The following is a 24,817-nucleotide window of genomic DNA, read 5'->3' as shown; positions in this document are numbered from 1 at the left end:
ATGGGTGGCCTGTGTGGCGGGGCTACAATATGTTGTGCGTGTTTAGGTCCGTGGTTTCGGATGCTCTGCTGGTTCAGTGCGCTCCCCAAAACGGAGGGGTAATGTTGCACGAGCGGAGCGCTGCTGTGCGGTGGGCTAGAGAGCTATGCCAACGCTGAACCGGAGTCCTGCGGCCGCGACACTTGGCTATCCTGCGGCTGCTCTGCCGTCTCTGCGAGCGTGTTCAACCTAGCCCGCCTAACGGATTTGACCTCAAGATGTTGTTGGCGTGGCTAAAGACTACAAAAGACAGATAGTTCAACAGAAAGTCAGGATGCGGGTCGGGTTGCTCTAAAAGTTATGCCAGATCGACCATAGCGCGGCGATAGCCAGCGCCCCGCTAATCCCCCAGACGGCAACGCTGTGAATGACCTCGCCCATCCCTCTTACTCCTCGCCCTTATCCCAGCGCGCCAACACTTCCCGTGCCCGCTGCGGATCGCCCACGATATGTCGGACAGTGCTCCGAGACAGCCCCAAGTCCTTCGCTATCGTCAGCAGCTTGCCACCAGCGCGGTGGAGGTCAAGCACAGTCTCTAACGTGTCTTCGTCGTAGCTGGGCTTACGCCCGCGATAGCGGCCCACCTTCTCCCTCGCAGCGGCTATGCCCGCGCGCTGGGCGTCCTTCGTGACTTCGGCTTGGGATTGTGCTGTCGCGGCCATGAAGGCTATCAGCGCGTCTCTCACGGCTTGCTGAACGGGGTCTTTCGTGGAGCCGTCGAAGGTCATGCCGTTGATGACGGTGCGGATCACGACCCCCTGCCCCATGAACTGGCGGATCGTGTCCGTCACGTCTTGATAGTTGCGCCCAAGCCGATCCACCCAGCGGACCACAAGCGTATCCCCCGCCCGCAGCTTGTCGAACAGCCGCTTGCCCTGTGGGCGCTCTGCGAGGGGAACGGTGACGCCGGAGACGCCTTCATCAGCGATAACTTCATCCAGCACGAAGCCCGCTTGTTCGGCTTGGGTGCGCTGGTGGCTGATGTTCTGGTCGATGGTCGAGACGCGGGCGTAGAGGATGGTTGCCATGACTTGCCTGTGTGTTTTCTAGGGTCATGGCCAGATAAGTATGTGGCTTTTGATTTGTCAACAGTCAGAAGCCACATCCGTAGAGGAGTTTCTAAGTGGCCACATCGGTATGCCCTAGAGGCCAGTCATGCCGCGCCCTGCCAACCCCATTCGCTCACGCGCAGGAGCATTTCTGTGGGCGGACCGGCGCTGCGAGGGAGCTATTCTGTGGGCGCGCGGGTGACCCACGGGGGGTGCGCGGGAGCAACTCTGGTTAAGGTCAGGGCCTCAGATTTTTCTGAAATTTTTTAGCTACCGCGCTTATGAAGCGAACTAATATTCGACATTTCGCAAATTTAAGAACTATTACCGGGTAACTAATTAATGGGATGAGAAATGAGTAAACTTCGGATTGCACTGGTGAGCTTGGTTGGTGCGCTTGCTCTATCGGCGTGTAACACGCCTAAAGCGTTGCAGAGCAGATACGACACCATGAGCACTGCATCGCTCTGGATTGAGCACGGCAGCACACTGACTGAGCCTCTAGCGCTTGCTTTCGTTGAGGCCGAGCTTGGTATGCGGGGGGAGACGAGCAACCGTTCCGATTACATCGGAAGACGAACTGCGAGCGCATATCGCCAAAGCCTATACACGCGGTCGGCATCCCCCGTGTATGATCGGAACTGCAGTGATTTCCCTAGTGCAGCCGCCGCCCAACAGTTTTTCCTAAGAAGTGGTGGACCCGTTTCTGATCCGCATGGGCTTGATCGCGATGGCGATGGCTTCGCATGTGAGTGGGGGCGCAGTGTGAGCCAATGGGCAAATGCTGGTCGAACACGCGTTGCGCGTGAGATGGCTGCGATTTCACGACCGCGAGTTACAGCGAGCCGCACATGCTACACTGGTCCTAGAGGCGGAAGATACACAATTACGTCCAGCGGAAATCGCAACTACGGTGGATGCTAGTTCGCCTAGTCACCTAGCTACGGACTGGTCAGAATGGCTAGTCAGAATGATCGACACTGGGTTGGGCAAAGTACGTTCAACCCATTGTTTTTATGGCAATAAATCAGATTAAAAAGAGTAGTGGTGGAGCCGAGGGGGATCGAACCCCTGACCTCGTCATTGCGAACGACGCGCTCTCCCAACTGAGCTACGGCCCCACTGCTGGATTATGTGCGCCTGTTCTGACGCCGTGTCAAGTCGCCGGAACGACACGGAAAACCGCTAAAACGTGAACCATGCTTCTAAGCCAAGGGCAGCGCCGCGGTCGCCCGAGAGGGCTTGGGTATAGCTGCCACGCAGCGACAGCCCCTCTCGCAGCTCGAACCCTGCGGCGGGTGTTATTTTGGCATAAAAGTCATGATCAAGGCCGTAGCCCAACTGCAAGGTCCACGTCATCATCCAGTGGCCGCCGAAACGGTAGCCCCATGTGAGGTCGGCCTTGCTTTGCGACAGATCGGGGCCGTCATCCGCCCCATCGCGCGGAAGATGAAACTGCGTCTGCACATCTGCAGCCAGCCAGCCATCATTTAACCCATACCCCCAATGCAGCGCCAAACGGGCCATGGGAAGGGTTTCGGCATCGCGATCCAGCCCTTTGTAACGCAGTTGCCCGACGGCCACCGACACCGCTAACTGATGGCCCGCAACGTTTTGCAGCAACGGTATTCGCGCGAAACCAAAGGCATTGCGCGCGGCGCCGCGGTCGGCATGAAAGCCATCCAGCCCGACCGTAAGCCACGGCGTAACCCCATATTCGACATAATAAGTTGGGTCGTAGTGGACGGGCCGCACCGAGGAGAAGAGCGCGACATTACCGCCGAGGCTGATAAAAACCTCGCCCTCGTCGCGCGGCCATGCGCCGGCGGCCACCTGCGTCGGCAGCAGAAATCCCAACAAAAGAAAGGGCCAGCACGATCTCATGCGGCTATCAAGCCGCATGAGGGTTAATATCCGATTAACTACTTACGCTTGCTGCGCTTGTTGCCGCCCCGCTGGCCAGCCCGCCCAGCAGTCGACCGACCGCCCGCCTTCTTGGCGTCTTCGACAGCCTCATCCACGTCGGTCTGACGCGCCAGGGGGTCGTCGGCAATGGTCAGCGCGACGGTTTCAAGGCGCTTGATCTCATCCCGCATCCGCGCCGCTTCCTCGAACTCAAGGTTCTCGGCGGCTTTGCGCATATCGGCCCGCAGACCATCCAGAACCGCCTGCAAGTTACCGCCTTTACCGGGTTTGATCGTCGCTGTAACGCGCGCCATGTCGGTGTCGCCTGCGAAGGTGCCGAACAAAACGTCCTCGACGTTTTTCTTCACCGTTTGCGGCGTGATGCCGTGTTCTTCGTTATAGGCGATCTGCTTTTGGCGGCGGCGATCAGTTTCGGCCAAGGCGCGCTGCATGCTGCCAGTGATGCGATCGGCATACATGATCACGCGGCCTTCGGCGTTACGTGCGGCGCGGCCGATTGTTTGCACCAGCGATGTTTCGCTGCGCAGGAACCCTTCTTTATCGGCATCCAGAATGGCGACCAAACCACATTCGGGGATATCCAGCCCCTCGCGTAGCAGGTTGATGCCGACCAAAACATCGAACGCCCCTAGACGCAGGTCGCGCAAAATCTCAATACGCTCAATGGTATCGATGTCGCTGTGCATGTAACGCACGCGGATGCCCTGCTCGTGCAGGTATTCGGTCAGGTCTTCGGCCATGCGCTTGGTCAGCACTGTCGCCAAGGTGCGCATGCCCGCAGCCGAAACCTTGCGGATTTCGGACAGCAGATCGTCGACCTGCATTTCGATGGGCCGGATGTCGATGACCGGATCGAGCAGTCCCGTCGGGCGGATCACCTGTTCGGCGAATACTCCGCCCGTCTGCCCCATCTCCCACGGGCCTGGCGTCGCCGAGACGAAAACGGTCTGCGGCCGCATCGCGTCCCATTCCTCGAACTTCAGGGGGCGGTTATCCATGCAACTAGGAAGGCGGAATCCGTGTTCGGCCAGCGTCGTCTTACGGCGGAAGTCCCCCCGATACATCGCCCCGATTTGCGGCACGGTGACGTGGCTTTCATCGGCAAATACGATGGCATTGTCGGGAATAAATTCAAACAGCGTGGGCGGCGGTTCGCCGGGGGCGCGGCCGGTCAGGTAGCGGCTGTAGTTCTCGATCCCGTTGCAAACGCCGGTGGCCTCGAGCATCTCCAGATCAAAGCGGGTGCGTTGCTCCAGCCGCTGGGCCTCGAGCAGCTTGCCTTGGTCGGTCAATTGGTCAAGACGCTGGCGCAGTTCGTTTTTGATACCGATGACGGCTTGGTTCATCGTCGGGCGCGGCGTGACATAGTGGCTGTTCGCGTAAATGCGGATCTGCGTGAACGCATCGGTTTTCTGGCCTGTCAGGGGGTCGAATTCGATGATCGATTCCAGTTCCTCGCCGAAAAACGACATCCGCCACGCGCGATCTTCCAAGTGGGCGGGCCAGACTTCCAGCAGGTCGCCCCGCACGCGGAAGCTGCCGCGGAAAAACGCCTGATCGTTGCGCTTGTATTGTTGCGCTACCAGATCGTTGATCACCTGCCGCATATCGTAATTCTGGCCGACGAACAGGTCTTGCGTCATCGCAGAATAGGTCTCGACCGATCCGATACCGTAGATACACGAGACCGAGGCGACGATGATCACGTCATCCCGCTCGAGCAGCGCGCGCGTGGCCGAGTGGCGCATCCGGTCGATCTGTTCGTTGATCTGTGATTCCTTCTCGATAAAGGTATCGGTGCGCGGGACGTAAGCCTCGGGTTGGTAGTAGTCGTAATAGCTGACAAAATATTCGACGGCGTTTTCGGGGAAGAAGTTCTTAAACTCGCCATAAAGCTGCGCGGCCAGCGTCTTGTTATGGGCTAGAATGATCGCAGGGCGCTGCGTGCGTTCGATGACTTGCGCCATGGTAAACGTTTTACCCGTGCCGGTCGCACCCAACAAAACCTGATCATGCTCGCCTGCGTTGACGCCCTCGACCAATTCGGCAATGGCCGTCGGCTGATCACCTGCGGGGTCAAAGTTGGTGTGCAGCTTGAAACGCTTGCCACCCTCCAGCTTTTCGCGGCGCTGCGGGGTGGAATACATCATCGGCATCTGTTCGGGATTGTTGTTGTGCATGGCACCCTGCGCGGCAATCAATAGGGCCTTAATGTGGTCACTTTTTGTTCCAGTGCAACCCCCGACAAGCGGGTTGCCAGACAAGGCGGAATCCGCAAAACTGCACTCAACCAGATAAAGAGGCTTCGCATGACCGCCAGACTCTACCGCCCCGCCCGCACTGCAATGTCGTCGGGCACAGCAACTGCCCAAGATTGGGTGCTGGAATGGGAAACGACCGAAACCCCGAAAACCGACCCGCTGATGGGATGGTCGGGCGGCAACGACACTGAATCGCAACTAAAGCTGCATTTCGCGCGCAGAGATGATGCGATGGCTTACGCTGCAACCCATGGCTTGGACGTGGTTTTACTGCCCGAACACGGGCGCGCCCCCAATATCCGCGCCTTCGGATATGGCGAAAATTTCATGACCAACCGCCGGGTGCCGTGGTCGCACTGATCAGCCTGACATCTTCAAATACCAAAACGCCCGCAACGCTGTTGTGGGCGTTTTACATTGGCTAAGACGCCCTGTGGTTGTGTCTAACATTTCGCTGGCGCCGAATTAAACGTGGCATGCGATTTAGAAACCGGCACTTTTCCGCAGCCATTCCGCAGCCATATCTATTATTCAAATATTCGAACAAACGGTAAAATTGAGTCGTATAGTTCTGTCACAAAATGAAATCGGGGCTGCTACGGAATACGCAGCAACCCCAGATTGAAAGCGACCCGATTAGGCTTATAGCCTAATGCGAATGGCTACACCTCATAATCGCTCAATGCCTTGCCACTGGCTTCCAGATCATGGACCCATTGCGGCTTGCGGCCACGCCCAGACCACGTCTGTTCAGCGTTTTCCGGATTACGAAAGCGCACCACACCTGCGGTGCGGCGGCTGCCCAGCGAGGAAATATCGTCGGTCAGCTGCGACAACGACAGACCGAACTGCGAAACGGCGCGTTGCGCAGCTTCCAGCGCGGCATGCTTTGTACGTTCGTCCAGCGTTGCGATGGCGCGCTCGACATCGGCGCGCAGTTTCAGAAGATCTTTACGATCGAGAGAATTGAGATCCATGTTTTCAACCTACTTTGCGGGAGACCGAAACCAAGGTCGAAGCCCGATTATTTGCTACAGCAAATGAGATTTAGATTCGTAGGGAAAGTTTTAAAGCTTGGCAAGCCACGCTTTTAGTCACGTTTCGATTAGCCTGTGGCGAAATCACCACCAGAATGATTTTAAATATGTTACAAATGGCTGGGCATTAGCCGGCGCGGGGTGCCGCACCGCGAAAATCCGCAAGATTGGCCCGTTTACCAAACCAATCCACCGTTTTTTCAAGTCCTTCTGCCAATTCTATTCTTGGTGCCCATCCAAGCGACCGCAGGCGGCTAGAATCCATGACCCTACGGCAAACGCCTGATGGCTGCGCTTCATCAAATCGCAGGGTACCCATATAGCCAACCTTATCGGCAATAATTCGCGCAAGCGCCCGAATACTCACCTCTTTACCAGTGCCGGCGTTCAAGTGCGCCAGCGTGGGGCCGGTGGCATTCCAATAAGATTCGGCATCCAATCCCAGCGTAAAAAGGACAGCCGCGGCCAGATCGTCAGCGTGCATGAATTCGCGAAGCGCCGATCCGTCGCCCCAAATATCCACCTCGCTTTCCCCCTGCGCCCGCGCTGAATGCAGACGCCGGATCAGCGCGGGAATGACATGGCTCTCGGTCAGGTGGAAATTATCGCCCGCGCCATAAAGGCTAGCGGGCATGAGACTGCGGAAGTCGGCCCCATACTGGCGGTGATAAGCCGCACAAAGCGTGATTGCCGCGATTTTGGCCACGGCATAGGGCGCGTTACTGGCATCCAACGGGCCTGCAAGCAGCATTTCTTCGCGCAATGGTTGTGGCGCGTCGCGCGGATAGATGCAGGACGAGCCCAAATTGATCAGTCGACCGACCCCGCTGCCGTACGCGGCATGAATGATGTTCGCCGCGATCATCATGTTATCGTAGATGAAACACGCAGGCTGGGTCAGGTTCGCGGCAATTCCGCCGACACGCCCAGCCGCAATAATGACGGTATCGGGGCGCGTTGCGGCAAAATAAGCCGCGACATCCGCCTGCCGCGTCAGATCGAGATCGGCACGCGTTGGGGCGAAAACCGTAAACGCCTTGTCCGCAGCCTGCAGTGCCCGCAAGATAGCCGCCCCCACCAGCCCACCAGCACCGGCCAGAAAAATCCGCTGCATCGGGCTAACCCTGAACTCGCGTCATTGCATCGCACCGCGCCGCGGCCAGATCGCTGGCAACCATTTCTGCGCAAAGCTGGCGGGCCGAGACCTCGGGGTGCCAGCCAAGGCGGCGGCGCGCGCGGGCGGCATCGCCCAGCAGGCTTGGCACTTCGGACGGGCGGAAATAGCGCGGGTCGACCTGCATAACCACGTCGCCCACCCGCAGTGCGGGCGCAGCGTCACCGTGGACGTGGTTGACGATCGCCTCCTCGGCCAAGCCGCTGCCTTTGAAGTCAAGATCGACTCCCAGTTCCTGCCCAGCCCAAACCAAAAAATCGCGCACGGAGTACTGCTGCCCCGTCGCGATCACGTAGTCGCCGGGGGACTCTTGCTGCAGCATCAGCCACTGCATCCGTACATAGTCGCGCGCATGGCCCCAGTCGCGGCGCGCTTCGATATTACCCATGCGCAATGGGCCTTGCAGCCCCTGCGCCATGCGCGCAAGGCCGCGCGTGATCTTGCGCGCTACGAACTCCTCGCCGCGGCGGGGGCTTTCGTGGTTGAACAATATGCCGTTGCTGGCGTGAAATCCGTAGGACTCACGGTAGTTTATCACGGACCAGTAGCTGAACAGCTTGGCAATGGCGTAGGGTGATCTTGGGTGAAACGCCGTACCTTCGTGCTGGGGCAAGCCATCGGTCAGGCCGAACAATTCCGATGTCGAGGCCTGATAAAAGCGCGTCGCGCTAAGGCCCAAGGTGCGCAGTGCATCCAGCAACCGCAGCGTGCCCATGCCGTTCACATCAGCGGTATAAAGCGGAGTCTGGAAGCTGACGGCGACATCGCTTTGCGCGGCAAGATTATATACTTCATCAGGCCGGATTTGCGCCAAAAGCGCCACCAACCCCGCCGCGTCACCAAGATCGCCATAATGTAAGTGCAACTGCGGCGAAGACAGCAACCCCGCTATGCGCCCGGTATTCGCCTGCGATGCGCGCCGTACCAGCCCGTGAACCCGATACCCCGCGCCGATTAGAAATTCGGCCAGGTACGACCCGTCTTGCCCTGTAATTCCGGTGATGAATGCTTGTTTCATATCGGCCCCGCGCGTCTTGATGTGCAGAGGCTATGCAAAAATGGTAAACAGCCGATTAGCCTACATGCCGCGCATAAGGATCTTCAAACCGCATTACATCGGCGTCGTCGATCAGGCTGCCCGACTGCACCTCGATCACTTCGAGCGGCTCTGTCGTTATGTTTTCGATGCGATGCAACATGTGCGGCGGCACATAGGCAGACTGGTTCGGAATCAAACTACGCTGCTCGCCATCCAGCGTCACGCGCGCGCTGCCCGCCACGACGACCCAATGTTCGGCCCTGTGCTGGTGACTTTGCAGGCTAAGCGCGGAACGGGGGTTGATGTGTAAGCGGTTCACGCGAAAGCCGGGGCCCGCGGTCAACACCTCGGCCGCGCCCCATGGGCGGGCCATACGGCGCGGGGTTTCGGCCTGCGGGGCCTCGGTGAATTTTAACACTTCAACAGCGCGGCGGACATCTTGCGCGCGCGCCTTGGGCGCAACCAAAATAGCGTCGGGCGTGGCCACCGCGATCATGTCTTGCAGCCCGATCCCGACCAGAACCTGCCCCGCATCGCTGGCATGTAGCAGCGAATTTTGGCAGTCGATTTGCGTCACGGGGCCGCGTTTTACGACGCCGTCCGTGCTGCCCCTGCCAGCCGCACGCCAGACCGCATCCCAATCGCCTAGATCCGACCAACCGCCGTCGAACGGGACGGCGACCAGATTGCGCGCATGTTCCATCACTGCATAATCGACCGAGATCGCGGGCGCGGCAGCAAAACTGTCCGCATCCAGCCGCAGAAACCCCAAATCGGCCCGCCCCCGCAGCAGGGCCGCGCGCACGGCATTCAAACATTCGGGCGCGTGGGCGGCAAAGGCGGCGACAAATGTGTCCGCGCGCGCCATGAACAGCCCTGCGTTCCACAAATGGCGACCGCCGGCCAGCAGCGCCGCAGCTGTGGCCGCATCGGGCTTTTCGATAAAACCAGCCAAGGGAACAGGGCCGCCACCAGCGCCGGGCGAATGCGCCAGCTGAAGGTAACCATAGCCGGTTTCGGGTCGATCGGGGCAAATGCCAAAGGTAACAATTTGCCCCGATTCGGCAGCGGACATGCCGCGCAGTATAGCGGCATGAAAGGCAGCAGCGTCGGCAATCGCGTGGTCGCTGGGGGCGATCAGCATCAAAGTATCGGGGTCTTCAGCGCATAAATGCAGCGCGGCGGCGACAACCGCAGGCGCGGTGTTGCGGGGCATCGGTTCGACCAAAATAGCTGTTGGCGAAAGGCCCACCCCTGCCAGCTGCTCGCCCACAACGAACCGAAAGGCATCGGCTGTTACTACCACGGGGGGCGCGAACAGCTGCGAATCACTGGGGGCGAACCGCAGCGCGGCTTGCTGGAATAGGGTGTGTTCCCCCGAAAACGGCACGAATTGCTTTGGAAAATTGCGGCGCGACACCGGCCAAAGGCGCGTCCCCGACCCGCCCGCCAGTATCACCGGTGTCACCCGAGGCTGCGCCGCCATATTTACCACCGCCAAACCCGCGTCGCCCCTTGCGACGCTTGTCGCCATTGGCACACTCAAAGGTTGCGTTTTGGTTAATTTATTGTGAACGGCCCCGAGCGCCGCCGGCCAGAGGCCATCAAACAAAACAACCCCGCCCTGTCAGGCGAGGTCCAATGCCGTGATTATCGTATATGGTCGGGGCGGAGAGATTCGAACTCCCGACCCTCTGTTCCCAAAACAGATGCGCTACCAGGCTGCGCTACGCCCCGAACCGCGGTTGTGATAGCTGCTTATCGCGCAAAGGGAAACCCCGCTAATTGCAGCTTTCCCCTATGGAAGGATGGATCATCCGGTCACCCTCGCTCAGACCCAGCGCTGCAGCCTGCCCGCCGTTGATTTCAAGGACGAATTGAACGTTCGGCCCACCGGGAATGGCGGTTTCGTCGCGCGGGATGGCGTTTGGGTGGATGTGGGTGACGACCCCTTCTGGCGATGCGAACACCATATCAAGGGGAATCAGCGTGTTACGCATCCAGAAATAAGGCGTTTCGGGCTGGTCGTACACGAACAGCATCCCTGCCATATCGGGCATTTGCGGCACGAACATCAAACCTTGGGCGCGCGTTTCGTTGGTATCGGCGACCGAGACCAAAAACCGCAGCGGCACATCGGACGAGTCGTGCTTTTGAATATAGACGACGTTGGGATCGCATTGCGGCGCGACCTCGCCCTGCGCCGCCGCGCCGCTTGCCATACAGGCCGCAAAGGCGGCACTAGCGATCAGGCCGGCAGCGCGGATTCCCACGGCATGACCGCGACGGCCATCGGGCCCCGTTTGCCATCGATTACGCGCAAACATATTGCTTCTCCTTGGCGCAGGTCGGTAAAACCGCCCTCGCGCATCACCTCGATATGGATGAAGACATCATCGGGGCAACCGAAGGCATTGGCAAAGCCAAAACCGCGTGTGCGGTCAAAGCGTTTGATCCGTGCGGGCAGTACGGGCAGCGCGCGGATCTGGGCTTGGCTCAGATCCTCAAGGTCGGACAAACCTGCGCCGGTGCGGTCGCCAGCCAGCTCACCATCGCCCAGCGACAACACCTCCAGCGCTTGTGCACCCTTGGGGGTACGGGCAAATAATACAGATATATCAACACCTTCAGGCACACTATTCAGACCGAACCTGCGCAGCACATTCGCGTGCAACAGCACATCTTCCTGACCGCTTGGGTCGACGATGAAGCCGAACCCCTTCGTGGCATCGTACCACTTCACATGCCCCGCCAGCACGCTGGCGGTCTGTTGATCATCAGTATTCATTCAGCACGTATTCCACGGGGTCGATCCCCGGCTGCAACATCAAAACTATCTTTATAGTAAGATAACTACCCGCAAAACGGAATAGCACCCCCGATCGATAAACTTTGACGCCCCCCCCTTCAAGGGTAAAGACGCTTCACATTCCACGGCGCCCCCAGCGATTCGCGCGCCCACTGAAAACGATCATGCAACCGGAATGCGCCATCTGCCCAGAATTCAATTTGCAGCGGCGTGATGCGGAACCCGCCCCAATACTCAGGGCGCGGGGGATTTTCGCCAAATTCAGCCCCAAACGTGGCAACACGTTCCATCAGAACCTCGCGTGATTCCAGCGGGCGCGACTGCTGCGAGGCCCACGCGCCGATGCGGCTTTGCAGGGCCCGGGTCGCGAAATAGGCGTCCGAGGCCGCCGCGCTTTCGGGTGCGACATGGCCGCGCACCCTGATCTGGCGGCGCAGCGACTTCCAATGCATAACGAAGGCGGCCTGCGGATGCGCTGTCAGCTGGCGCCCCTTGGCGCTTTCATAATTCGTATAAAAAACGAATGCATCCGCCTCGATGGCCTTCAGCAGAACGGTGCGCACGTCGGGCAAACCATCTGCATCTACAGTAGCCAACGCGATGGCATTGGCGTCGTTCACTTCGGTTTTCGCGGCCTCGTCCAGCCAGCTTTGGGCCAGTTGAAACGGGTCTTCGCCCGCAAAAATACCGTCGCGTCCAGTCATAGCCTTGTCCCCAATTTCATGTGCGCGAACGCCATAGATGATGGCACCAGCGCGGGTTTATACCCCCCAAAGCGGTTATGACGCTACGTCGCGAACAATTTGTGATCGTTCTTGCCGCTTGCTGGGCAATGGCCTAGAGAAAGGTCAGAACCGCCCCGTTTGGCAAGAGGAATAGAATGGCGAACGAACTGATGAAGGGAAAGCGTGGACTGATCATGGGCCTGGCCAATGACAAGTCTATTGCCTGGGGCATCGCACAAGCCTGCGCCGATGCAGGTGCCGAGTTGGCTTTCTCGTACCAAGGTGATGCGCTGCTGAAGCGCGTGACGCCGCTGGCCGCAGAACTGGGGTCGGACATCGTTCTGCCGTGCGATGTGACGGATATGGACTCGATCGATGCGCTGTTCACCGCATTGGAAGAAAAATGGGGCAAGCTGGACTTCATCGTCCACGCCATCGCCTTCTCGGACAAGAACGACCTGCGTGGCCGCTATGTCGACACATCGCGCAACGGCTTCCTGCTGGCGATGGACATTTCGGTCTATTCGTTCACTGCCATCATGCAACGCGCTGAAAAGCTGATGACGGACGGTGGCTCGGCCCTGACGCTGACCTATTACGGTGGCGAGAAAGTCTTGCCCCACTACAACGTCATGGGCGTGGCCAAAGCCGCACTCGACGCTTCGGTCCGATATCTGGCCGAGGATCTGGGCAAAGACGGCATCCGCGTCAACGCGATCTCGGCCGGCCCGATCAAGACGCTGGCTGCCAGCGGCATCGGCGACTTCCGCTACATTCTGAAGTGGAACGAAGTGAACTCGCCCCTGCGCCGCAACGTGACGACGCAAGACGTCGGCCGCGCCGCGCTGTTCCTGCTGTCGGAACTGGGTTCGGGCGTCACTGGCGAGATCATGCACGTCGACGCGGGCTATAACGTGGTCGGCATGAAGGCGATTGATGCGCCCGACATGACCCGCGAGCCCGCCAAAGACTAATCTCAACATTCGTAGCCAGGTACCCCCATGTCGACTCCCCGCCCCGACCGTCTGCCCCATGAAAAGGGCTTCCACATCAGCTGGGACCAGATCCACCGCGATAGCCGTGCGCTGGCGTGGCGTCTGGACGGGCACGGGCCGGGCGAGAACGGGTCGTGGCGCGGGATCTGCGCCATCACCCGCGGTGGCATGGTGCCGGCGTCCATCCTCGCACGCGAGTTGGACATTCGCACCATCGATACCATTGGCGTGAAAAGCTACGACTACAACCACCAGGGCGGGCTGTCGGTTCTGAACAAACCCGACCCCGACTTTATGCAAGACGGCGAAGGCATTCTGGTCGTCGACGATCTGGTCGATAGCGGCAAGACGCTGGAACTGGTGCGTCAGATGTACCCCAAGGCGCATTTCGCCACCGTCTATGCCAAACCCAAGGGCCGCGCGCAGGTTGACACATTCGTCACCGAAGTCAGCCAAGACACGTGGATTTTCTTCCCGTGGGACATGGCCCTGCAATATGTCGAGCCCTACCGCGGCCGCGACTAAGCCATGAAGGGCCGCACGGGCGCGACGTTTGCATCGCCGATCACCCTCTCGCGCCAATGGCTGACGGGGGTGACCTTCCCGCCCGAGCGCCCGCTGATCAACGTCAGCCAAGCCGCCCCCGTTGCGCCGCCACCCGCAGCGATGCTGGACGAGATGGCCCGAATCGTCCGCGAAGATCCCGATGCCCACCGCTATGGCCCCGATTTGGGCTTACCCGCCCTGCGCGCCGCGCTTGCCGCACGCTGGCAGCAGATCCATGGCGGCACGGTGACCGCCGCGCAGGTTGCAATCACTTCGGGGGCCAATCAGGCCTACTGCTCCGCGACCGCCATGCTCTGCGCCGAGGGCGATGCAGTGATCCTGCCCAGCCCGTGGTATTTCAACCACCGGATGTGGAACGACATTGCTGGCATCGACACCATCGCCCTGCACACAGGGGATGACCTGATCCCCGATGTCGCCGCCGCTGCCGCGCTAATCACCCCGCGCACCCGCGCGATCGTATTGGTGACCCCCAACAATCCGGGCGGGGTCGAATATCCGCGCGCGGTGGTGCACGCCTTTTACGCCCTCGCCAAGGCGCGCGGCATCGCGCTGATTTTGGATGAGACCTACCGCGATTTCGACAGTCGCAATGCCCCCGCCCATGGTCTGTTTGTCGAGGAAGACTGGGACCAGACTCTGATCCATATCTATTCCTTCTCAAAGGCTTACCACATTCCGGGCCACCGCATTGGTGCGCTAGCCAGCAGCCCCGCGCGCTTGGACGAGGTCGAGAAGTTCATCGATTCCGTTACCATCTGCCCCAGTCAATTGGGCCAGCGCGCGGCGCTGTGGGGGCTAACGAATCTGGACGGCTGGCTAGCGGACGAACGGGCCGAGATTTTGAGCCGCCGCGCCGCCGTTATAGCGGGATTTGCCCCGCTGGCCGCACAGGGGTGGAAGCTGTTGGGCTGCGGGGCTTACTTTGCTTATGTCGAACATCCCTTCGCCATGCCGTCCGACACCCTCGCCCAGCGACTGGTGCAGGAAGCGGGCGTTCTGATGCTGCCCGGCACCATGTTCACCCCGCCCGGCGACGCCAGCGGCCAGCGGCAACTGCGCATTGCATTCGCTAATGTCGACACCGACGGCATCGCCGCGCTGTTTAAACGGCTTTTATCCTACCAACCGTGATCGCGCCCGCCTTGCATGGCGCGGCTGGCCCGCATATGCAGTGACGGACGAAATGACACGGCACGGGACCAAAGCATGGCCAAGGAAAAGCGCACGAATCCCTTCGTATGGGGTGGATTCATTCTGATTGCGGTCGGTCTCGTTGGGGTCGGCGGCGTTGGCCTAACAGGCAACGTGCGCAATATCGGCACCGTCGGTGACAAGGTGATTACCGCGCAGGAATATCAAGGCGCGATCAGTCAAGCGATGCAGCAGTGGCGCGGCATGCTGGGTAACACCATGACCTTCGCCCAATTCCAGCAATTCGGCGGCCAAAACATGGCGCTGGAACAATTGGTCCAAGACCGTGCACTGGAAAACGAGGCAAGCCGTATCGGCCTGTCGGTTGGCGATGCAAATGTCGCGCGCCAAATCGCGCAGTTCCCTGTGTTCCAAGACTTGGCGGGCCAGTTCAGCGTGGTGAACTACCGCGCCGCGCTGCGCAACGCCGGCCTGACCGAAGGCATGTTTGAAACCAGCCAACGCGATGCGCTCTCCTCAAACGTGTTGGGCAGCGCGGTCAGCGCGGGCGTTCAAATGCCGGCGCTGTACGCCGAAACGCTGGCGCGCCACCGCGCCGAACGCCGCACGGTGACCTGGGCCACGGTTTCAGCCGCGAACATCACCGAAACCTTCGGCGCCCCGACCGAGGAGCAGCTGCAAGCCTATCACGACGCCCACCCCGAGGTGTTTACCCAGCCCGAAGTGCGCCGCGTGACATTTGCCGCGCTGACGCCTGAAATGGCCGCCGAATCCGTGGACATTTCGCACGCGGATCTGCAGGCCCTCTATCAGCAACGCGAGTCGACCTATGTCCTGCCCGAGCGGCGGATTGTCGACCGGCTGATGTTCAACTCTGACGCCGATGCGCAGGCCGCGCTGGAACGCATTCAAAGCGGTGCTGCCACGTTCGAGGACATCGTGACCGAAATGGGCTTCACGCTGGCCGAGATTGACCAGGGCGAGATGACCCAAGACGCGCTGGGTGATGCGGGCGCTGCGGTATTCGCGGCAAACGTCGGCGATGTCGTCGGCCCGCTGCCGACGCGTTTTGGGGCCGCGCTGTTCCGCGTGAACGTCGACTTCCCTGCCGAGACCACCCCGTTCGAAGACGTGCGCGACGAGCTGCGCGGCGAGCTGGCAAGCGCACAGGCAGGCCGCATCATCGCGCAGGAACGCAACGGCCTGACCGACCTGATCGCAGGCGGTGCCACCATCGAAGACATCGCGAACCTATCGCAACTGCAATTGCAGACCATGGACTGGCAAGAAGGCAGCACCGAGGGTTTCGCCTCTTACGAGCCCTTCCGTGCCGCAGTCGCCGCCGCGCAAGTGGGTGATTTCCCCACCGTGACCGCGCTGCCCGATGGCGGCATCTTCGTGCTGCGCCTGGACGAAATCATCCCCCCGCACGTTCAAAGCGTGGACGATATGCGCGCCTACGCCGAGGTGATGTGGCGCTTCCAGCAGACCAAAGATGCCGTCGCAGCCGAGGCGACCCGTCTGGCCGATGCATTGCGCGCGGGTAGCGACTTCGCCGACCTCGGTCTTGATCCCGTGACCGAGCCGCCCTTGACCCGCACCGACGTGGTGCCCGGCACGCCGCCCACCACGATGACGACCGCCTTCACACTGGGGCGCGGCGATATCACCACATTGGATAACGAGGGTACATTCGTGATCCTGCGCCTCGATGCGATTGCGGCGGCAGACGAAGCTGACCCCGCCTATGTCGCCGACCGCGATAATCTGGTGCAGACGCTGAACAACACGCTGATGGGCGACGTCATGCAAAGCTATGGCGGCACGGTGCGCGAAAACACTCCTGTCCGCTTGAACGAAACGGCGATTTCTGCCGTGAATACAGGCTTCTAACGGAACGACATCATGGCCATCCTCCCTGCTTTCGAAGATTTTCGCACCGCTTACGAGGGTGGCCACAACCAAGTGGTCTATACGCGCCTAGCCGCCGACCTCGACACACCCGTATCGCTGATGATGCGGCTGTCGGGCGCGGGCAAACACGCGTTCATGTTGGAAAGCGTGACAGGCGGCGAGGTGCGGGGCCGCTATTCGATTATCGGCATGAACCCCGATCTGGTCTGGGAATGCCGCGGCACCAGCAGCCGCGTGAACCGCGCTGCCCGTTACGACGACGAGGCGTTCGAGGATATGGGCGACCCGCTGGCCGCCATCCGGACGCTGCTGGACGAATCGCGGATCGACCTGCCCGATGATCTGCCTGCCGCCAGCGCAGGTCTGTTCGGATACCTTGGCTACGACATGATCCGTCTGGTCGAACATCTGCCCAACGTGAATCCCGACCCCATCGGCGTGCCCGATGCGGTGCTGCTTCGCCCCTCGGTCGTTGCGGTGTTGGACGGGGTGAAGGGCGAGGTTATTCTGGTCGCCCCTGCATGGGCAGGCAGCGGCCAATCAGCCCGCGCCGCCTATGCCCAAGCTGCCGAGCGTGTGCGCGATGCGCAGTCGGCGCTCGATCGCCCCGTCGCTTTGTCCAACCGCGAACTTGGCACCCCCGCCCCCGTGGGCGAACCGGTGTCGAACTTCACGCGCGACGGTTACAAGGCCGCCGTCGAAAAGGCCAAGGACTATATCCGCGCGGGCGATATCTTTCAGGTCGTCCCCGCGCAGCGTTGGACGCAAGATTTCTACGAAGCCCCCTTCTCGCTCTATCGCAGTTTGCGGCGGACGAATCCGTCGCCGTTCATGTTCTTCTTCAACTTCGGCGATTATCAGGTCGTCGGTGCCAGCCCCGAGATTCTGGTGCGCGTCTTCGGCAAGGAAGTGACGATCCGCCCCATCGCCGGCACCCGCCCGCGCGGCGCGACCCCCGAACAAGATGCGGCGAACGAAGCTAGCCTGTTGGCCGACCCCAAGGAACTGGCCGAGCATCTGATGCTGCTGGATCTGGGCCGCAATGACGTTGGCCGCGTTGCCAAACCCGGCACCGTGCGCCCGACCGAAAAGTTCACGATCGAACGCTATAGCCATGTGATGCACATCGTATCAAACGTGGTGGGCGAATTGCGCGATGATCAGGACGCGCTGTCGGCCTTTTTCGCCGGGATGCCCGCCGGAACCGTATCAGGTGCCCCCAAAGTCCGCGCGATGGAAATCATCGACGAGCTGGAGCCCGAGAAGCGCGGTATCTACGGCGGCGGCTTGGGCTATTTCAGCGCGAACGGCGACATGGATATGTGTATCGCGCTGCGCACCGCAGTGCTGAAGGACACCAAGCTATACATTCAAGCGGGCGGCGGTGTCGTCTACGACAGCGATCCCGAAAGTGAATATATGGAAACCGTCCACAAAAGCAGCGCGATCCGCCGCGCCGCCGCCGATGCCGCGATGTTCCGCGGCATCAAGGGCAACTAGCGCAGAACCGCCGACACCGGCACGAACGGCCCCGGCAAAGTGCCGGTGCGCAGCGCCGCGATCACCACGGGGCGCAGGCGCGTCAGGATGACGGTGTCGGTTTCGCTCTCGCTCAGCGCGGCAATTTCGCGCGCCAGCGTGACAGGGCTGGTCGCATCGGTAGCGATCTCGCCCGAGATAACGGCACGCGGCACATCAGCCCCCTCAATCGCCTGCGATGTAATCAGGCCCAACCCAGCCTCGGCCAGCGCATTGACTGCGCCGTCGACCGGCCACAGCGATGCCGCACCGGCTTGCGCCAAATCCATGACAGCGACCGCCTGCGGCAACGCGTGCTGCACTGCAAAAACACTGGTCGGGCCGGCGCCTTGCAACCGCAACAGCGCCACCACCTCGACACCCGCCGCGCGATAGGCCGCCATTTTGGCCGCTGCGTCACTGCGCGAGGGATCGATCGCAATGGTAACCGGCACGGGCAGCGCGGCGACGGCCTGCGGCCCGCCCGCCATCATGCCGTCGTCAATCATCACAATCGACAGCGCGCGCCCGACCACGGGGACAAACGGCACAGCGTAGGCCTCAATCGGGCGGGTACTAGGGGCCAGCGCGGGCAGGCCCGCCACGGGGTTGCCGACCGGCAAGGGGGCCGGTACCGCCACATTTTGCGTGGGCGGCAGGTCGGGCTGTGGCAAGGCTTCGGCCTGTACGGGGGTTGCGGCGATGCTATCGGGCAAGTCCAGTTGCGGGGCGGCACTTTCCACAGGCCCGACGGCGAAGGTCGGGGCCTGCGGTGCGGCGGCGGCGGCGGGCACCGCCGGCCCTTCCACGCCCTGAGCCATTTGCAAAGGCGGCAGGCGCAGCGGCGATACCAGCGCACCGGCCCCGACAACGGCCACGGCAGCCACTGTTCCCGTCACAGCACCCGCCATGAAACCCATCACCCGACCGCCCATTCCGGCCCCCTTCGTCTGCCTGCTTTGCCGCAAGATACCGCCCCCAAGCGGCGGGCGATAGCCCCATAACGCCCGCTTCCGCTGTTGCGGCTGCTGCCCCGATGCGCAATAACTTGCATCGAAACGTTCGAGGCCCGCCGATGCTTTTGCTTATCGATAACTACGACAGCTTCACTTACAACCTTGTCCACTATTTCGGCGAGCTTCAGGCAGATGTCCGCGTCTACCGCAACGACGCGCTGGATGTGCAGCAAGCTATGGCGCTGAAGCCCGACGCGATCACCCTGTCGCCCGGCCCGTCCGACCCCGATCACGCTGGTATTTGTCTGGCGCTGGCCGCCGCCGCCGCCGAAACGCGCACCCCGCTGCTGGGTGTCTGCTTGGGGCATCAGACCATCGGGCAGGCTTTTGGGGGCAACGTCGTGCGCTGTCACGAAATCGTCCACGGCAAAATCGCCGACATTTATCACAATGGCGACGGAATTTTCGCGGCGCTGCCCTCGCCCTTCAAGGCGACGCGATACCATTCGCTGGTCGTCGACCGCGACAGCCTGCCGCCGGAACTGGAGGTGACAGCGTGGTTGGCCGATGGCACCATCATGGGCCTGCGCCACCGCGACCTGCCGATCTTCGGTGTGCAATTCCACCCGGAAAGCATCGCGTCGGAACACGGCCATGCCATGCTGCAAAACTTCCTGAACCTTGCCACCCCGACCGAGGCCGCAGTATGAGCGCCGCGCTAAAGCCACTGATCGCCGCCGCCGCCAGCCGCCCCCTGACCAGCGCCGAGGCCAGCGACGCCTTTAACATCTTGCTGCGCGGCGAGGCGACACCCGCCCAAGTCGGCGGTCTGTTGATGGCCCTACGCGCGCGCGGCGAGACGATTGATGAAATCGCCGCAGCAGTAGGCGCCATGCGTAGCCACATGGTGCCTGTCACCGCCCCTATCGGCGCAGTTGATATCGTGGGCACCGGCGGCGACGGCAAGGGCACGCTGAATATCTCGACCGCATCGGCCTTTGTCGTCGCGGGCGCCGGCGTGCCGGTGGCCAAGCATGGCAACCGCAATGTCTCGTCTAAATCCGGCTCGGCCGATGTGATCTCCTTCCTCGGGATCGAGACCATGGTCGGCGCGGATGTGGTGGAACGCAGCCTGCGCGAGGCGAACGTCGGCTTCATGATGGCCCCGATGCACCACCCCGCGATGCGCCACGTCGGCCCTGTGCGCAATGACCTTGGCACGCGGACGATCTTTAATATCCTCGGGCCGCTATCTAATCCCGCAGGGGCACTGTTCCAAGTGACCGGCACCTATGACCGTGCCTTGAACCGCCCGATGGCCGAGGTTCTGCGCCAAATGGGCAGCCAGCGCGCGTGGCTGCTGCACGGCAGCGACGGCACGGACGAACTAAGCATTTCTGGCGTCAGCTGGGTGACCGAACTGGCCGACGGCGCCCTGCGCGATTTCGAGGTTCACCCCGAAGACGCCGGCCTTCCCGCCCATCCGTTCGAGGCGATCATCGGTGGCAACCCTGCCGAAAACGCCCAATCGATGCGCGCGCTGATGGCCGGTGAACGCGGAGCCTACCGCGACGCCGTGCTGCTGAATGCGGCTTCGGCCTTGGTCGTCGCAGGCGCTGCCACTGACCTGAGCCAAGGGGCCGAGATGGCGGCGGACAGCATCGACAGCGGCCGCGCCAGCGCCGCAATCGACACGATGGCACGGATCAGCCCCAAGGCATGACAACGCCCATCCCGCAAAACGGCTGGCAAGATCTGCCGTTCTTCACCGCTGACTGGCCGCGCATCAGCGCTGCCGTTGCCGCCGATCCCCGCCAGATCCTGCCGCCCGCAGACATGCGCTTTGCCGCGCTGGAGCTGACGCCCCCCAGTGCCGTCCGCGTGGTGATTTTGGGGCAAGACCCCTACCCGACCCCCGGCGACGGCATGGGCTTGGCGTTTTCGGTCGCCAAGGGCCAAGCCCTGCCGCGATCGCTGCGCAATATCTATGCCGAGATGCAGGCCGACATCGGCCATGCGCCGGTCGATGGCGACTTGACCCATCTGGCCCGCCAAGGCGTGCTGCTGCTCAACACCGCACTCACCGTCCCTGCGGGCGAGGCTGGCGCGCATGCCCGCCTTGGCTGGGACAGGTTGACCGCCGACGTGCTGGCCCGCGCCAGCCAACGCCCGACGGCTTTCGTGTTGTGGGGCAATCATGCGCAGGGTTTCGCCCCGCATATTGCGGCGGGCGACCATCTTATTTTACGCAGCGCGCATCCATCGCCCCTTTCGGCACGGCGGGGCTTCTTCGGCTCGCGACCGTTTTCGGCGGTGAATGATTGGTTGCGCGCGCGCGGCGAACAGGCCATCACTTGGGAAAGCTGACCACGAAGGGGGGGTGCCATGAACATTCTGGACAAGATCAAAGCCTATAAGCTTGAGGATGTAGCCGCCCGCAAAGCCGCCACCCCCCTGGCCGAGATCGAGGCCCGCGCCCGCGCCGCCAGCGCCCCGCGCGGCTTTGCCGATGCGCTGAGGCGCGCCTCGATTGAGGGATACGGGCTGATTGCCGAGATCAAAAAAGCGAGCCCATCCAAAGGCTTGATCCGGCCAGACTTCGATCCGCCTGCGCTGGCCAAAGCTTATGAGGACGGCGGAGCCGCTTGTCTTTCGGTGCTGACCGACATGCCCAGCTTTCAGGGTGAAGATGGGTTTCTGACGGCAGCCCGCGATGCTGTGGCCTTGCCAGCGCTGCGTAAAGACTTCCTCTATGACACCTATCAGGTCGCGGAATCGCGCGCGCTGGGGGCCGACTGCATCCTGATCATTATGGCATCGGTCAGCGACAGCCAAGCCGCCGAGTTGGAGGCCGCCGCGCTGGATTGGGGCATGGATGTGCTGATCGAGGTGCATGACGAGGCCGAGCTGGAACGCGCGACCCACTTGAAATCGTCGCTGATGGGCATCAACAACCGTAACCTACAGACATTCGAGGTGACGCTGGACACCACCCGCTGCCTTGCCCGCATGGTGCCCCCCGACCGTATCATCGTCGCAGAATCGGGTATCTTCACCCCCGCCGACATGGCCGACATCGCCCGCTTTGGCGCGCGCAGTTTTCTGGTCGGCGAAAGCCTGATGCGGCAGGACGATGTCGCAGCCGCTACGCGCGCGCTGCTGGCAAACCCCTATCTGGGCGAGAATGCGTGATGCTGAACCACTTTGACGAAAGCGGCCGCGCGCATATGGTGGATGTGTCAGGCAAAGACATCACCACCCGCACCGCCGTGGCCGAGGGCACCGTGACCATGCTGCCCGAAACGCTGGCACTGGTGCAAGCCGGAACAGCGGCAAAGGGCGACGTGCTGGGCACAGCGCGCCTTGCCGCCATCATGGGCGCGAAACGCACCGCCGACCTGATCCCGCTATGCCACCCCCTGCCGCTGGCCAAGGTTGCCGTGGATCTGGACATAGACGTCGCCTTGCCCGGCGTGCGCATCACCGTGACCGTCCGCACCAACGCCCGCACCGGCGTCGAGATGGAGGCCTTGACCGCCGTATCGGTCGCGGGGCTGACCATCTACGACATGCTGAAAGCTGTCGATCGTGGTATGGTGATCGGGCAAGTCCGCCTGCGCCTGAAAGAAGGCGGCAAATCGGGGCGGATCGAACTAGAATGAAACCCGCACTGCTGCCCGTGGACGAGGCGCTGGCGCGCATCTTGCGCCTTGGTGCCGCACTGCCCCCCGAAGATGTCGCCCTGCCCGACGCCCTTGGCCGCGTTATGGCCAGCGCGGCGGTGGCCGACCGCGACCAGCCCCCGTTTTCCACCTCCAGCATGGATGGCTATGCCGTGGCAGACGGCGCCGCGCGCGGTGACAGCCTGCTGGTGATCGGCGAATCCGCTGCGGGGCAGCGCTTTGCGGGTTCTGTCCATGCGGGCACGGCGGTGCGCATTTTCACCGGCGCGCCCCTGCCCGACGGCGCGCACCGCGTCATCCCGCAAGAGGATGTCAGCCGCGCGGGCGACACGATTACCATTACCGACGATCAAAGCAGCCGCTTCGTCCGCGCGCAGGGCGACGATTTTCAGGCGGGTTCAACTTACTTCCCGCGCCGCCCGCTGCGCCCTGCCGACCTGGGCTTACTGGCATCCATGAACGCCGCGACGGTGCGCTGCCACCGCCGCCCGCGCGTCGCCATCATTCCCGGCGGGGACGAGCTGGTGCAGATCGGCGCGCATGCGGGGCCCGACCAGATCGTCGCTTCGGGCGATTTGGCGGTGGCCGCAATGGTCGAACAAGCCGGTGCCATCGCGCAGCGGCTGCCCATAGCGCGCGACAACGCGCCGTCCATTCGCGCCGCATTTGACGCCGCCGCGGGCGCCGATCTGATTATCACCATCGGCGGCGCATCGGTGGGCGATCACGACCTGATTGCGCCCACAGCGCGCGCAATGGGGGCCGAGATCGACTTCCACCGGATTGCGTTGCAGCCGGGCAAACCGCTGATGGCAGGCAAGATGGGGGATGCTGTGTTCATCGGCCTGCCCGGCAACCCCGTATCCGCCCAGATTTGCACGATGGTATTCATCCTGCCGCTGCTATCGGTGATGAGCGGCCTTGATGCTGCCCCGCTGCCGACCCAAAAGGTCCGCCTTGCCGCCGACCTGCCCGCAAACGGAAACCGGCAGCACTATATGCGTGTGTTCACCGGTCCCGATGGCGTCACGCCTGTGCGCAGCCAAGAAAGCAACCTGCAAAGCCTGCTGGCGGCAGCCGATGGCGTGATTGTCCGCCCCATCGCCGCGCCGCCGGCAAAGGTGGGTGATCTCGTAGATTTCATTGCCTTTTAGCTTTCTGCTGGATTGACACAAAGCACGAACACCGTCAGAACAAATGTCAAACATCTGTTCGCGGGGGAACAATATGCTGACGCGTAAGCAGCTTGAGCTACTGGAATTCATCGATCAGCGCGTAAAAACGACAGGCGTCCCCCCCTCGTTCGAAGAGATGAAAGAGGCGCTCGACCTCAAGTCGAAATCGGGCATCCACCGCTTGATTACCGCATTGGAGGAACGGGGCTTCATCCGTCGCCTTGCCCACCGCGCCCGCGCGCTGGAAGTCGTGCGTATGCCGGAAAATCTGACAGCCAAGGCCAATGCTGCGGTGCGCCGCCCTGCAGCCCCCATTGATGTTCCCGCGCATATCGGCGCGATCGAGGTCGATGTGATGGGCCGCATTGCCGCCGGCGTCCCCATTGCCGCCATTTCCGAAGTCTCGCACCAAGTCGCTGTGCCCCATGGCATGATCGGCAACGGCAACCACTATGCGCTAGAGGTGCAGGGCGATTCCATGATCGGCATCGGCATCAACGACGGCGATATTGTCGTTATTCGGCACGCTGATGTTGCAACCAACGGCGACGTCGTCGTCGCACTTGTGGACGAAAGCGAAGCGACACTGAAGCGTTTTCGCCGCCAAAACGGCATGATCGCGCTGGAAGCGGCGAACCCCGCTTATGAGACCCGCATGCTGCCGGAATCACGCGTACGCGTTCAGGGGCGTTTGGTGGGGCTTATTCGTAACTACTAACGGAAGTTCACCGCCAGAGAGCATCTACCGCGCATCTATTGATACATGCGTTTCAAAGAACAGCTAGAATCTACGGC

At 61.7% G+C, this 24,817-nt stretch carries 25 protein-coding genes and 2 tRNA genes; 14 read left to right on the top strand and 13 right to left on the bottom strand.

Features of this window, described 5'->3' with window-relative positions:
* Positions 1–425: 425 nt before the first annotated feature.
* Positions 426–1,067: a recombinase family protein gene (locus tag BVG79_RS04405; protein WP_085785815.1), complete on the bottom strand. Its 642-nt coding sequence runs from the start codon at positions 1,065–1,067 to the stop codon at positions 426–428.
* A 375-nt stretch (positions 1,068–1,442) separates the two neighbouring features.
* On the opposite strand from BVG79_RS04405, the gene BVG79_RS04400 reads away from it, so the two are divergent.
* A complete protein-coding gene (locus BVG79_RS04400) occupies positions 1,443–2,012 on the top strand; it encodes an excalibur calcium-binding domain-containing protein (protein WP_085787248.1) in 570 nt (189 codons plus the stop codon).
* A 121-nt stretch (positions 2,013–2,133) separates the two neighbouring features.
* Here the strand turns inward: BVG79_RS04400 and BVG79_RS04395 are convergent.
* The 3 genes from BVG79_RS04395 to uvrB form a co-directional block, all read right to left on the bottom strand.
* Positions 2,134–2,209: transfer RNA gene (locus BVG79_RS04395), tRNA-Ala, on the bottom strand.
* Between the two features lie 64 nt (positions 2,210–2,273).
* A complete protein-coding gene (locus BVG79_RS04390; RefSeq protein WP_236951419.1) occupies positions 2,274–2,948 on the bottom strand; it encodes a hypothetical protein in 675 nt (224 codons plus the stop codon).
* Positions 2,949–3,010: 62 nt separating this feature from the next.
* Entirely contained in the window at positions 3,011–5,194 is a 2,184-nt protein-coding gene (uvrB, locus tag BVG79_RS04385; RefSeq protein WP_085787247.1) for an excinuclease ABC subunit UvrB, read from the bottom strand.
* Between the two features lie 129 nt (positions 5,195–5,323).
* Here uvrB and BVG79_RS04380 point away from each other — a divergent pair, with 129 nt between their 5' ends.
* Complete coding sequence (locus BVG79_RS04380) at positions 5,324–5,635, top strand: NADH dehydrogenase ubiquinone Fe-S protein 4 (protein WP_085785813.1); 312 nt, start codon at positions 5,324–5,326, stop codon at positions 5,633–5,635.
* A 302-nt stretch (positions 5,636–5,937) separates the two neighbouring features.
* On the opposite strand, the gene BVG79_RS04375 is transcribed toward BVG79_RS04380, so the two are convergent.
* From BVG79_RS04375 to pdxH, 8 genes are all read right to left on the bottom strand, one after another.
* Positions 5,938–6,252 carry an H-NS histone family protein gene (locus BVG79_RS04375; RefSeq protein WP_085785812.1) on the bottom strand — a complete coding sequence of 105 codons (315 nt, stop codon included), beginning with the start codon at positions 6,250–6,252 and terminating at the stop codon, positions 5,938–5,940.
* Positions 6,253–6,439: 187 nt separating this feature from the next.
* The gene (locus BVG79_RS04370) at positions 6,440–7,426 is read right to left on the bottom strand and encodes a GDP-L-fucose synthase family protein (RefSeq protein ID WP_085785811.1); all 987 of its coding nucleotides are present in this window, start codon (positions 7,424–7,426) and stop codon (positions 6,440–6,442) included.
* A 4-nt stretch (positions 7,427–7,430) separates the two neighbouring features.
* Positions 7,431–8,504 (bottom strand): GDP-mannose 4,6-dehydratase, encoded by a 1,074-nt coding sequence (gmd, locus tag BVG79_RS04365; protein WP_085785810.1) that lies wholly within the window; start codon positions 8,502–8,504, stop codon positions 7,431–7,433.
* Positions 8,505–8,559: 55 nt separating this feature from the next.
* The gene (locus BVG79_RS04360) at positions 8,560–9,993 is read right to left on the bottom strand and encodes a mannose-1-phosphate guanylyltransferase/mannose-6-phosphate isomerase (RefSeq protein WP_335617562.1); all 1,434 of its coding nucleotides are present in this window, start codon (positions 9,991–9,993) and stop codon (positions 8,560–8,562) included.
* Between the two features lie 192 nt (positions 9,994–10,185).
* A tRNA-Pro gene (locus tag BVG79_RS04355) sits at positions 10,186–10,262 on the bottom strand.
* Positions 10,263–10,306: 44 nt separating this feature from the next.
* On the bottom strand, positions 10,307–10,852 hold the full coding sequence (locus tag BVG79_RS04350) for a DUF192 domain-containing protein (RefSeq protein ID WP_335617561.1): 546 nt from the start codon (positions 10,850–10,852) through the stop codon (positions 10,307–10,309).
* The gene (locus BVG79_RS04345; RefSeq protein WP_085785809.1) at positions 10,774–11,313 is read right to left on the bottom strand and encodes a cold-shock protein; all 540 of its coding nucleotides are present in this window, start codon (positions 11,311–11,313) and stop codon (positions 10,774–10,776) included. The genes BVG79_RS04350 and BVG79_RS04345 overlap by 79 nt, the downstream gene beginning before the upstream one ends.
* 119 nt (positions 11,314–11,432) lie before the next feature.
* On the bottom strand, positions 11,433–12,038 hold the full coding sequence (gene pdxH / locus BVG79_RS04340) for a pyridoxamine 5'-phosphate oxidase (RefSeq protein WP_085785808.1): 606 nt from the start codon (positions 12,036–12,038) through the stop codon (positions 11,433–11,435).
* 176 nt (positions 12,039–12,214) lie between these two features.
* Here pdxH and fabI point away from each other — a divergent pair, with 176 nt between their 5' ends.
* From fabI to trpE, 5 genes are all read left to right on the top strand, one after another.
* Positions 12,215–13,033, top strand: coding sequence for an enoyl-ACP reductase FabI (gene fabI / locus BVG79_RS04335; RefSeq protein ID WP_085785807.1), 819 nt, complete (start codon positions 12,215–12,217; stop codon positions 13,031–13,033).
* A gap of 27 nt (positions 13,034–13,060) precedes the next feature.
* The gene (gpt, locus tag BVG79_RS04330) at positions 13,061–13,579 is read left to right on the top strand and encodes a xanthine phosphoribosyltransferase (RefSeq protein WP_085785806.1); all 519 of its coding nucleotides are present in this window, start codon (positions 13,061–13,063) and stop codon (positions 13,577–13,579) included.
* A gap of 3 nt (positions 13,580–13,582) precedes the next feature.
* Positions 13,583–14,755 carry an aminotransferase gene (locus BVG79_RS04325; RefSeq protein ID WP_085785805.1) on the top strand — a complete coding sequence of 391 codons (1,173 nt, stop codon included), beginning with the start codon at positions 13,583–13,585 and terminating at the stop codon, positions 14,753–14,755.
* Positions 14,756–14,830: 75 nt separating this feature from the next.
* Entirely contained in the window at positions 14,831–16,669 is a 1,839-nt protein-coding gene (locus BVG79_RS04320) for a peptidylprolyl isomerase (protein ID WP_085785804.1), read from the top strand.
* Between the two features lie 12 nt (positions 16,670–16,681).
* Complete coding sequence (trpE, locus tag BVG79_RS04315; protein WP_085785803.1) at positions 16,682–18,190, top strand: anthranilate synthase component I; 1,509 nt, start codon at positions 16,682–16,684, stop codon at positions 18,188–18,190.
* On the opposite strand, the gene BVG79_RS13630 is transcribed toward trpE, so the two are convergent.
* Positions 18,187–19,143 carry a polysaccharide deacetylase family protein gene (locus tag BVG79_RS13630; RefSeq protein ID WP_085785802.1) on the bottom strand — a complete coding sequence of 319 codons (957 nt, stop codon included), beginning with the start codon at positions 19,141–19,143 and terminating at the stop codon, positions 18,187–18,189. The two genes, trpE and BVG79_RS13630, sit on opposite strands and share 4 nt — an antisense overlap.
* 140 nt (positions 19,144–19,283) lie before the next feature.
* Here BVG79_RS13630 and BVG79_RS04305 point away from each other — a divergent pair, with 140 nt between their 5' ends.
* From BVG79_RS04305 to lexA, 7 genes are all read left to right on the top strand, one after another.
* On the top strand, positions 19,284–19,874 hold the full coding sequence (locus tag BVG79_RS04305; protein ID WP_085785801.1) for an anthranilate synthase component II: 591 nt from the start codon (positions 19,284–19,286) through the stop codon (positions 19,872–19,874).
* On the top strand, positions 19,871–20,887 hold the full coding sequence (gene trpD, locus BVG79_RS04300; RefSeq protein ID WP_085785800.1) for an anthranilate phosphoribosyltransferase: 1,017 nt from the start codon (positions 19,871–19,873) through the stop codon (positions 20,885–20,887). The genes BVG79_RS04305 and trpD overlap by 4 nt, the downstream gene beginning before the upstream one ends.
* Positions 20,884–21,531: a uracil-DNA glycosylase gene (locus tag BVG79_RS04295; RefSeq protein WP_085785799.1), complete on the top strand. Its 648-nt coding sequence runs from the start codon at positions 20,884–20,886 to the stop codon at positions 21,529–21,531. The genes trpD and BVG79_RS04295 overlap by 4 nt, the downstream gene beginning before the upstream one ends.
* An 18-nt stretch (positions 21,532–21,549) precedes the next feature.
* Positions 21,550–22,356, top strand: a complete 807-nt coding sequence (gene trpC, locus BVG79_RS04290; RefSeq protein WP_085785798.1) for an indole-3-glycerol phosphate synthase TrpC — start codon at positions 21,550–21,552, stop codon at positions 22,354–22,356.
* Positions 22,356–22,826 carry a cyclic pyranopterin monophosphate synthase MoaC gene (gene moaC / locus BVG79_RS04285; RefSeq protein WP_085785797.1) on the top strand — a complete coding sequence of 157 codons (471 nt, stop codon included), beginning with the start codon at positions 22,356–22,358 and terminating at the stop codon, positions 22,824–22,826. Before trpC ends, moaC begins: the two co-directional genes overlap by 1 nt.
* On the top strand, positions 22,823–24,001 hold the full coding sequence (locus BVG79_RS04280; protein WP_335617560.1) for a molybdopterin molybdotransferase MoeA: 1,179 nt from the start codon (positions 22,823–22,825) through the stop codon (positions 23,999–24,001). The genes moaC and BVG79_RS04280 overlap by 4 nt, the downstream gene beginning before the upstream one ends.
* Positions 24,002–24,074: 73 nt before the next feature.
* Positions 24,075–24,740, top strand: a complete 666-nt coding sequence (gene lexA / locus BVG79_RS04275; protein ID WP_085785796.1) for a transcriptional repressor LexA — start codon at positions 24,075–24,077, stop codon at positions 24,738–24,740.
* Positions 24,741–24,817 lie beyond the last annotated feature (77 nt).

Source organism: Ketogulonicigenium robustum (assembly GCF_002117445.1).
In the GTDB taxonomy this organism is placed as follows: Bacteria; Pseudomonadota; Alphaproteobacteria; order Rhodobacterales; family Rhodobacteraceae; genus Ketogulonicigenium; species Ketogulonicigenium robustum.
This window is presented reverse-complemented; position numbering and strand designations above follow the sequence as displayed.

Bases quoted from the DNA above. Each gene is read 5' to 3' on its own strand.
- BVG79_RS04405 (WP_085785815.1), bottom strand. From the start codon at position 1,067: ATGGCAACCATCCTCTACGCCCGCGTCTCGACCATCGACCAGAACATC.
- BVG79_RS04400 (WP_085787248.1), top strand. From the start codon at position 1,443: ATGAGTAAACTTCGGATTGCACTGGTGAGCTTGGTTGGTGCGCTTGCT.
- uvrB (WP_085787247.1), bottom strand. From the start codon at position 5,194: ATGCACAACAACAATCCCGAACAGATGCCGATGATGTATTCCACCCCG.
- BVG79_RS04380 (WP_085785813.1), top strand. From the start codon at position 5,324: ATGACCGCCAGACTCTACCGCCCCGCCCGCACTGCAATGTCGTCGGGC.
- BVG79_RS04375 (WP_085785812.1), bottom strand. From the start codon at position 6,252: ATGGATCTCAATTCTCTCGATCGTAAAGATCTTCTGAAACTGCGCGCC.
- BVG79_RS04370 (WP_085785811.1), bottom strand. From the start codon at position 7,426: ATGCAGCGGATTTTTCTGGCCGGTGCTGGTGGGCTGGTGGGGGCGGCT.
- gmd (WP_085785810.1), bottom strand. From the start codon at position 8,504: ATGAAACAAGCATTCATCACCGGAATTACAGGGCAAGACGGGTCGTAC.
- BVG79_RS04350 (WP_335617561.1), bottom strand. From the start codon at position 10,852: ATGTTTGCGCGTAATCGATGGCAAACGGGGCCCGATGGCCGTCGCGGT.
- BVG79_RS04345 (WP_085785809.1), bottom strand. From the start codon at position 11,313: ATGAATACTGATGATCAACAGACCGCCAGCGTGCTGGCGGGGCATGTG.
- pdxH (WP_085785808.1), bottom strand. From the start codon at position 12,038: ATGACTGGACGCGACGGTATTTTTGCGGGCGAAGACCCGTTTCAACTG.
- fabI (WP_085785807.1), top strand. From the start codon at position 12,215: ATGGCGAACGAACTGATGAAGGGAAAGCGTGGACTGATCATGGGCCTG.
- gpt (WP_085785806.1), top strand. From the start codon at position 13,061: ATGTCGACTCCCCGCCCCGACCGTCTGCCCCATGAAAAGGGCTTCCAC.
- BVG79_RS04325 (WP_085785805.1), top strand. From the start codon at position 13,583: ATGAAGGGCCGCACGGGCGCGACGTTTGCATCGCCGATCACCCTCTCG.
- BVG79_RS04320 (WP_085785804.1), top strand. From the start codon at position 14,831: ATGGCCAAGGAAAAGCGCACGAATCCCTTCGTATGGGGTGGATTCATT.
- trpE (WP_085785803.1), top strand. From the start codon at position 16,682: ATGGCCATCCTCCCTGCTTTCGAAGATTTTCGCACCGCTTACGAGGGT.
- BVG79_RS13630 (WP_085785802.1), bottom strand. From the start codon at position 19,143: ATGGGCGGTCGGGTGATGGGTTTCATGGCGGGTGCTGTGACGGGAACA.
- BVG79_RS04305 (WP_085785801.1), top strand. From the start codon at position 19,284: ATGCTTTTGCTTATCGATAACTACGACAGCTTCACTTACAACCTTGTC.
- trpD (WP_085785800.1), top strand. From the start codon at position 19,871: ATGAGCGCCGCGCTAAAGCCACTGATCGCCGCCGCCGCCAGCCGCCCC.
- BVG79_RS04295 (WP_085785799.1), top strand. From the start codon at position 20,884: ATGACAACGCCCATCCCGCAAAACGGCTGGCAAGATCTGCCGTTCTTC.
- trpC (WP_085785798.1), top strand. From the start codon at position 21,550: ATGAACATTCTGGACAAGATCAAAGCCTATAAGCTTGAGGATGTAGCC.
- moaC (WP_085785797.1), top strand. From the start codon at position 22,356: ATGCTGAACCACTTTGACGAAAGCGGCCGCGCGCATATGGTGGATGTG.
- BVG79_RS04280 (WP_335617560.1), top strand. From the start codon at position 22,823: ATGAAACCCGCACTGCTGCCCGTGGACGAGGCGCTGGCGCGCATCTTG.
- lexA (WP_085785796.1), top strand. From the start codon at position 24,075: ATGCTGACGCGTAAGCAGCTTGAGCTACTGGAATTCATCGATCAGCGC.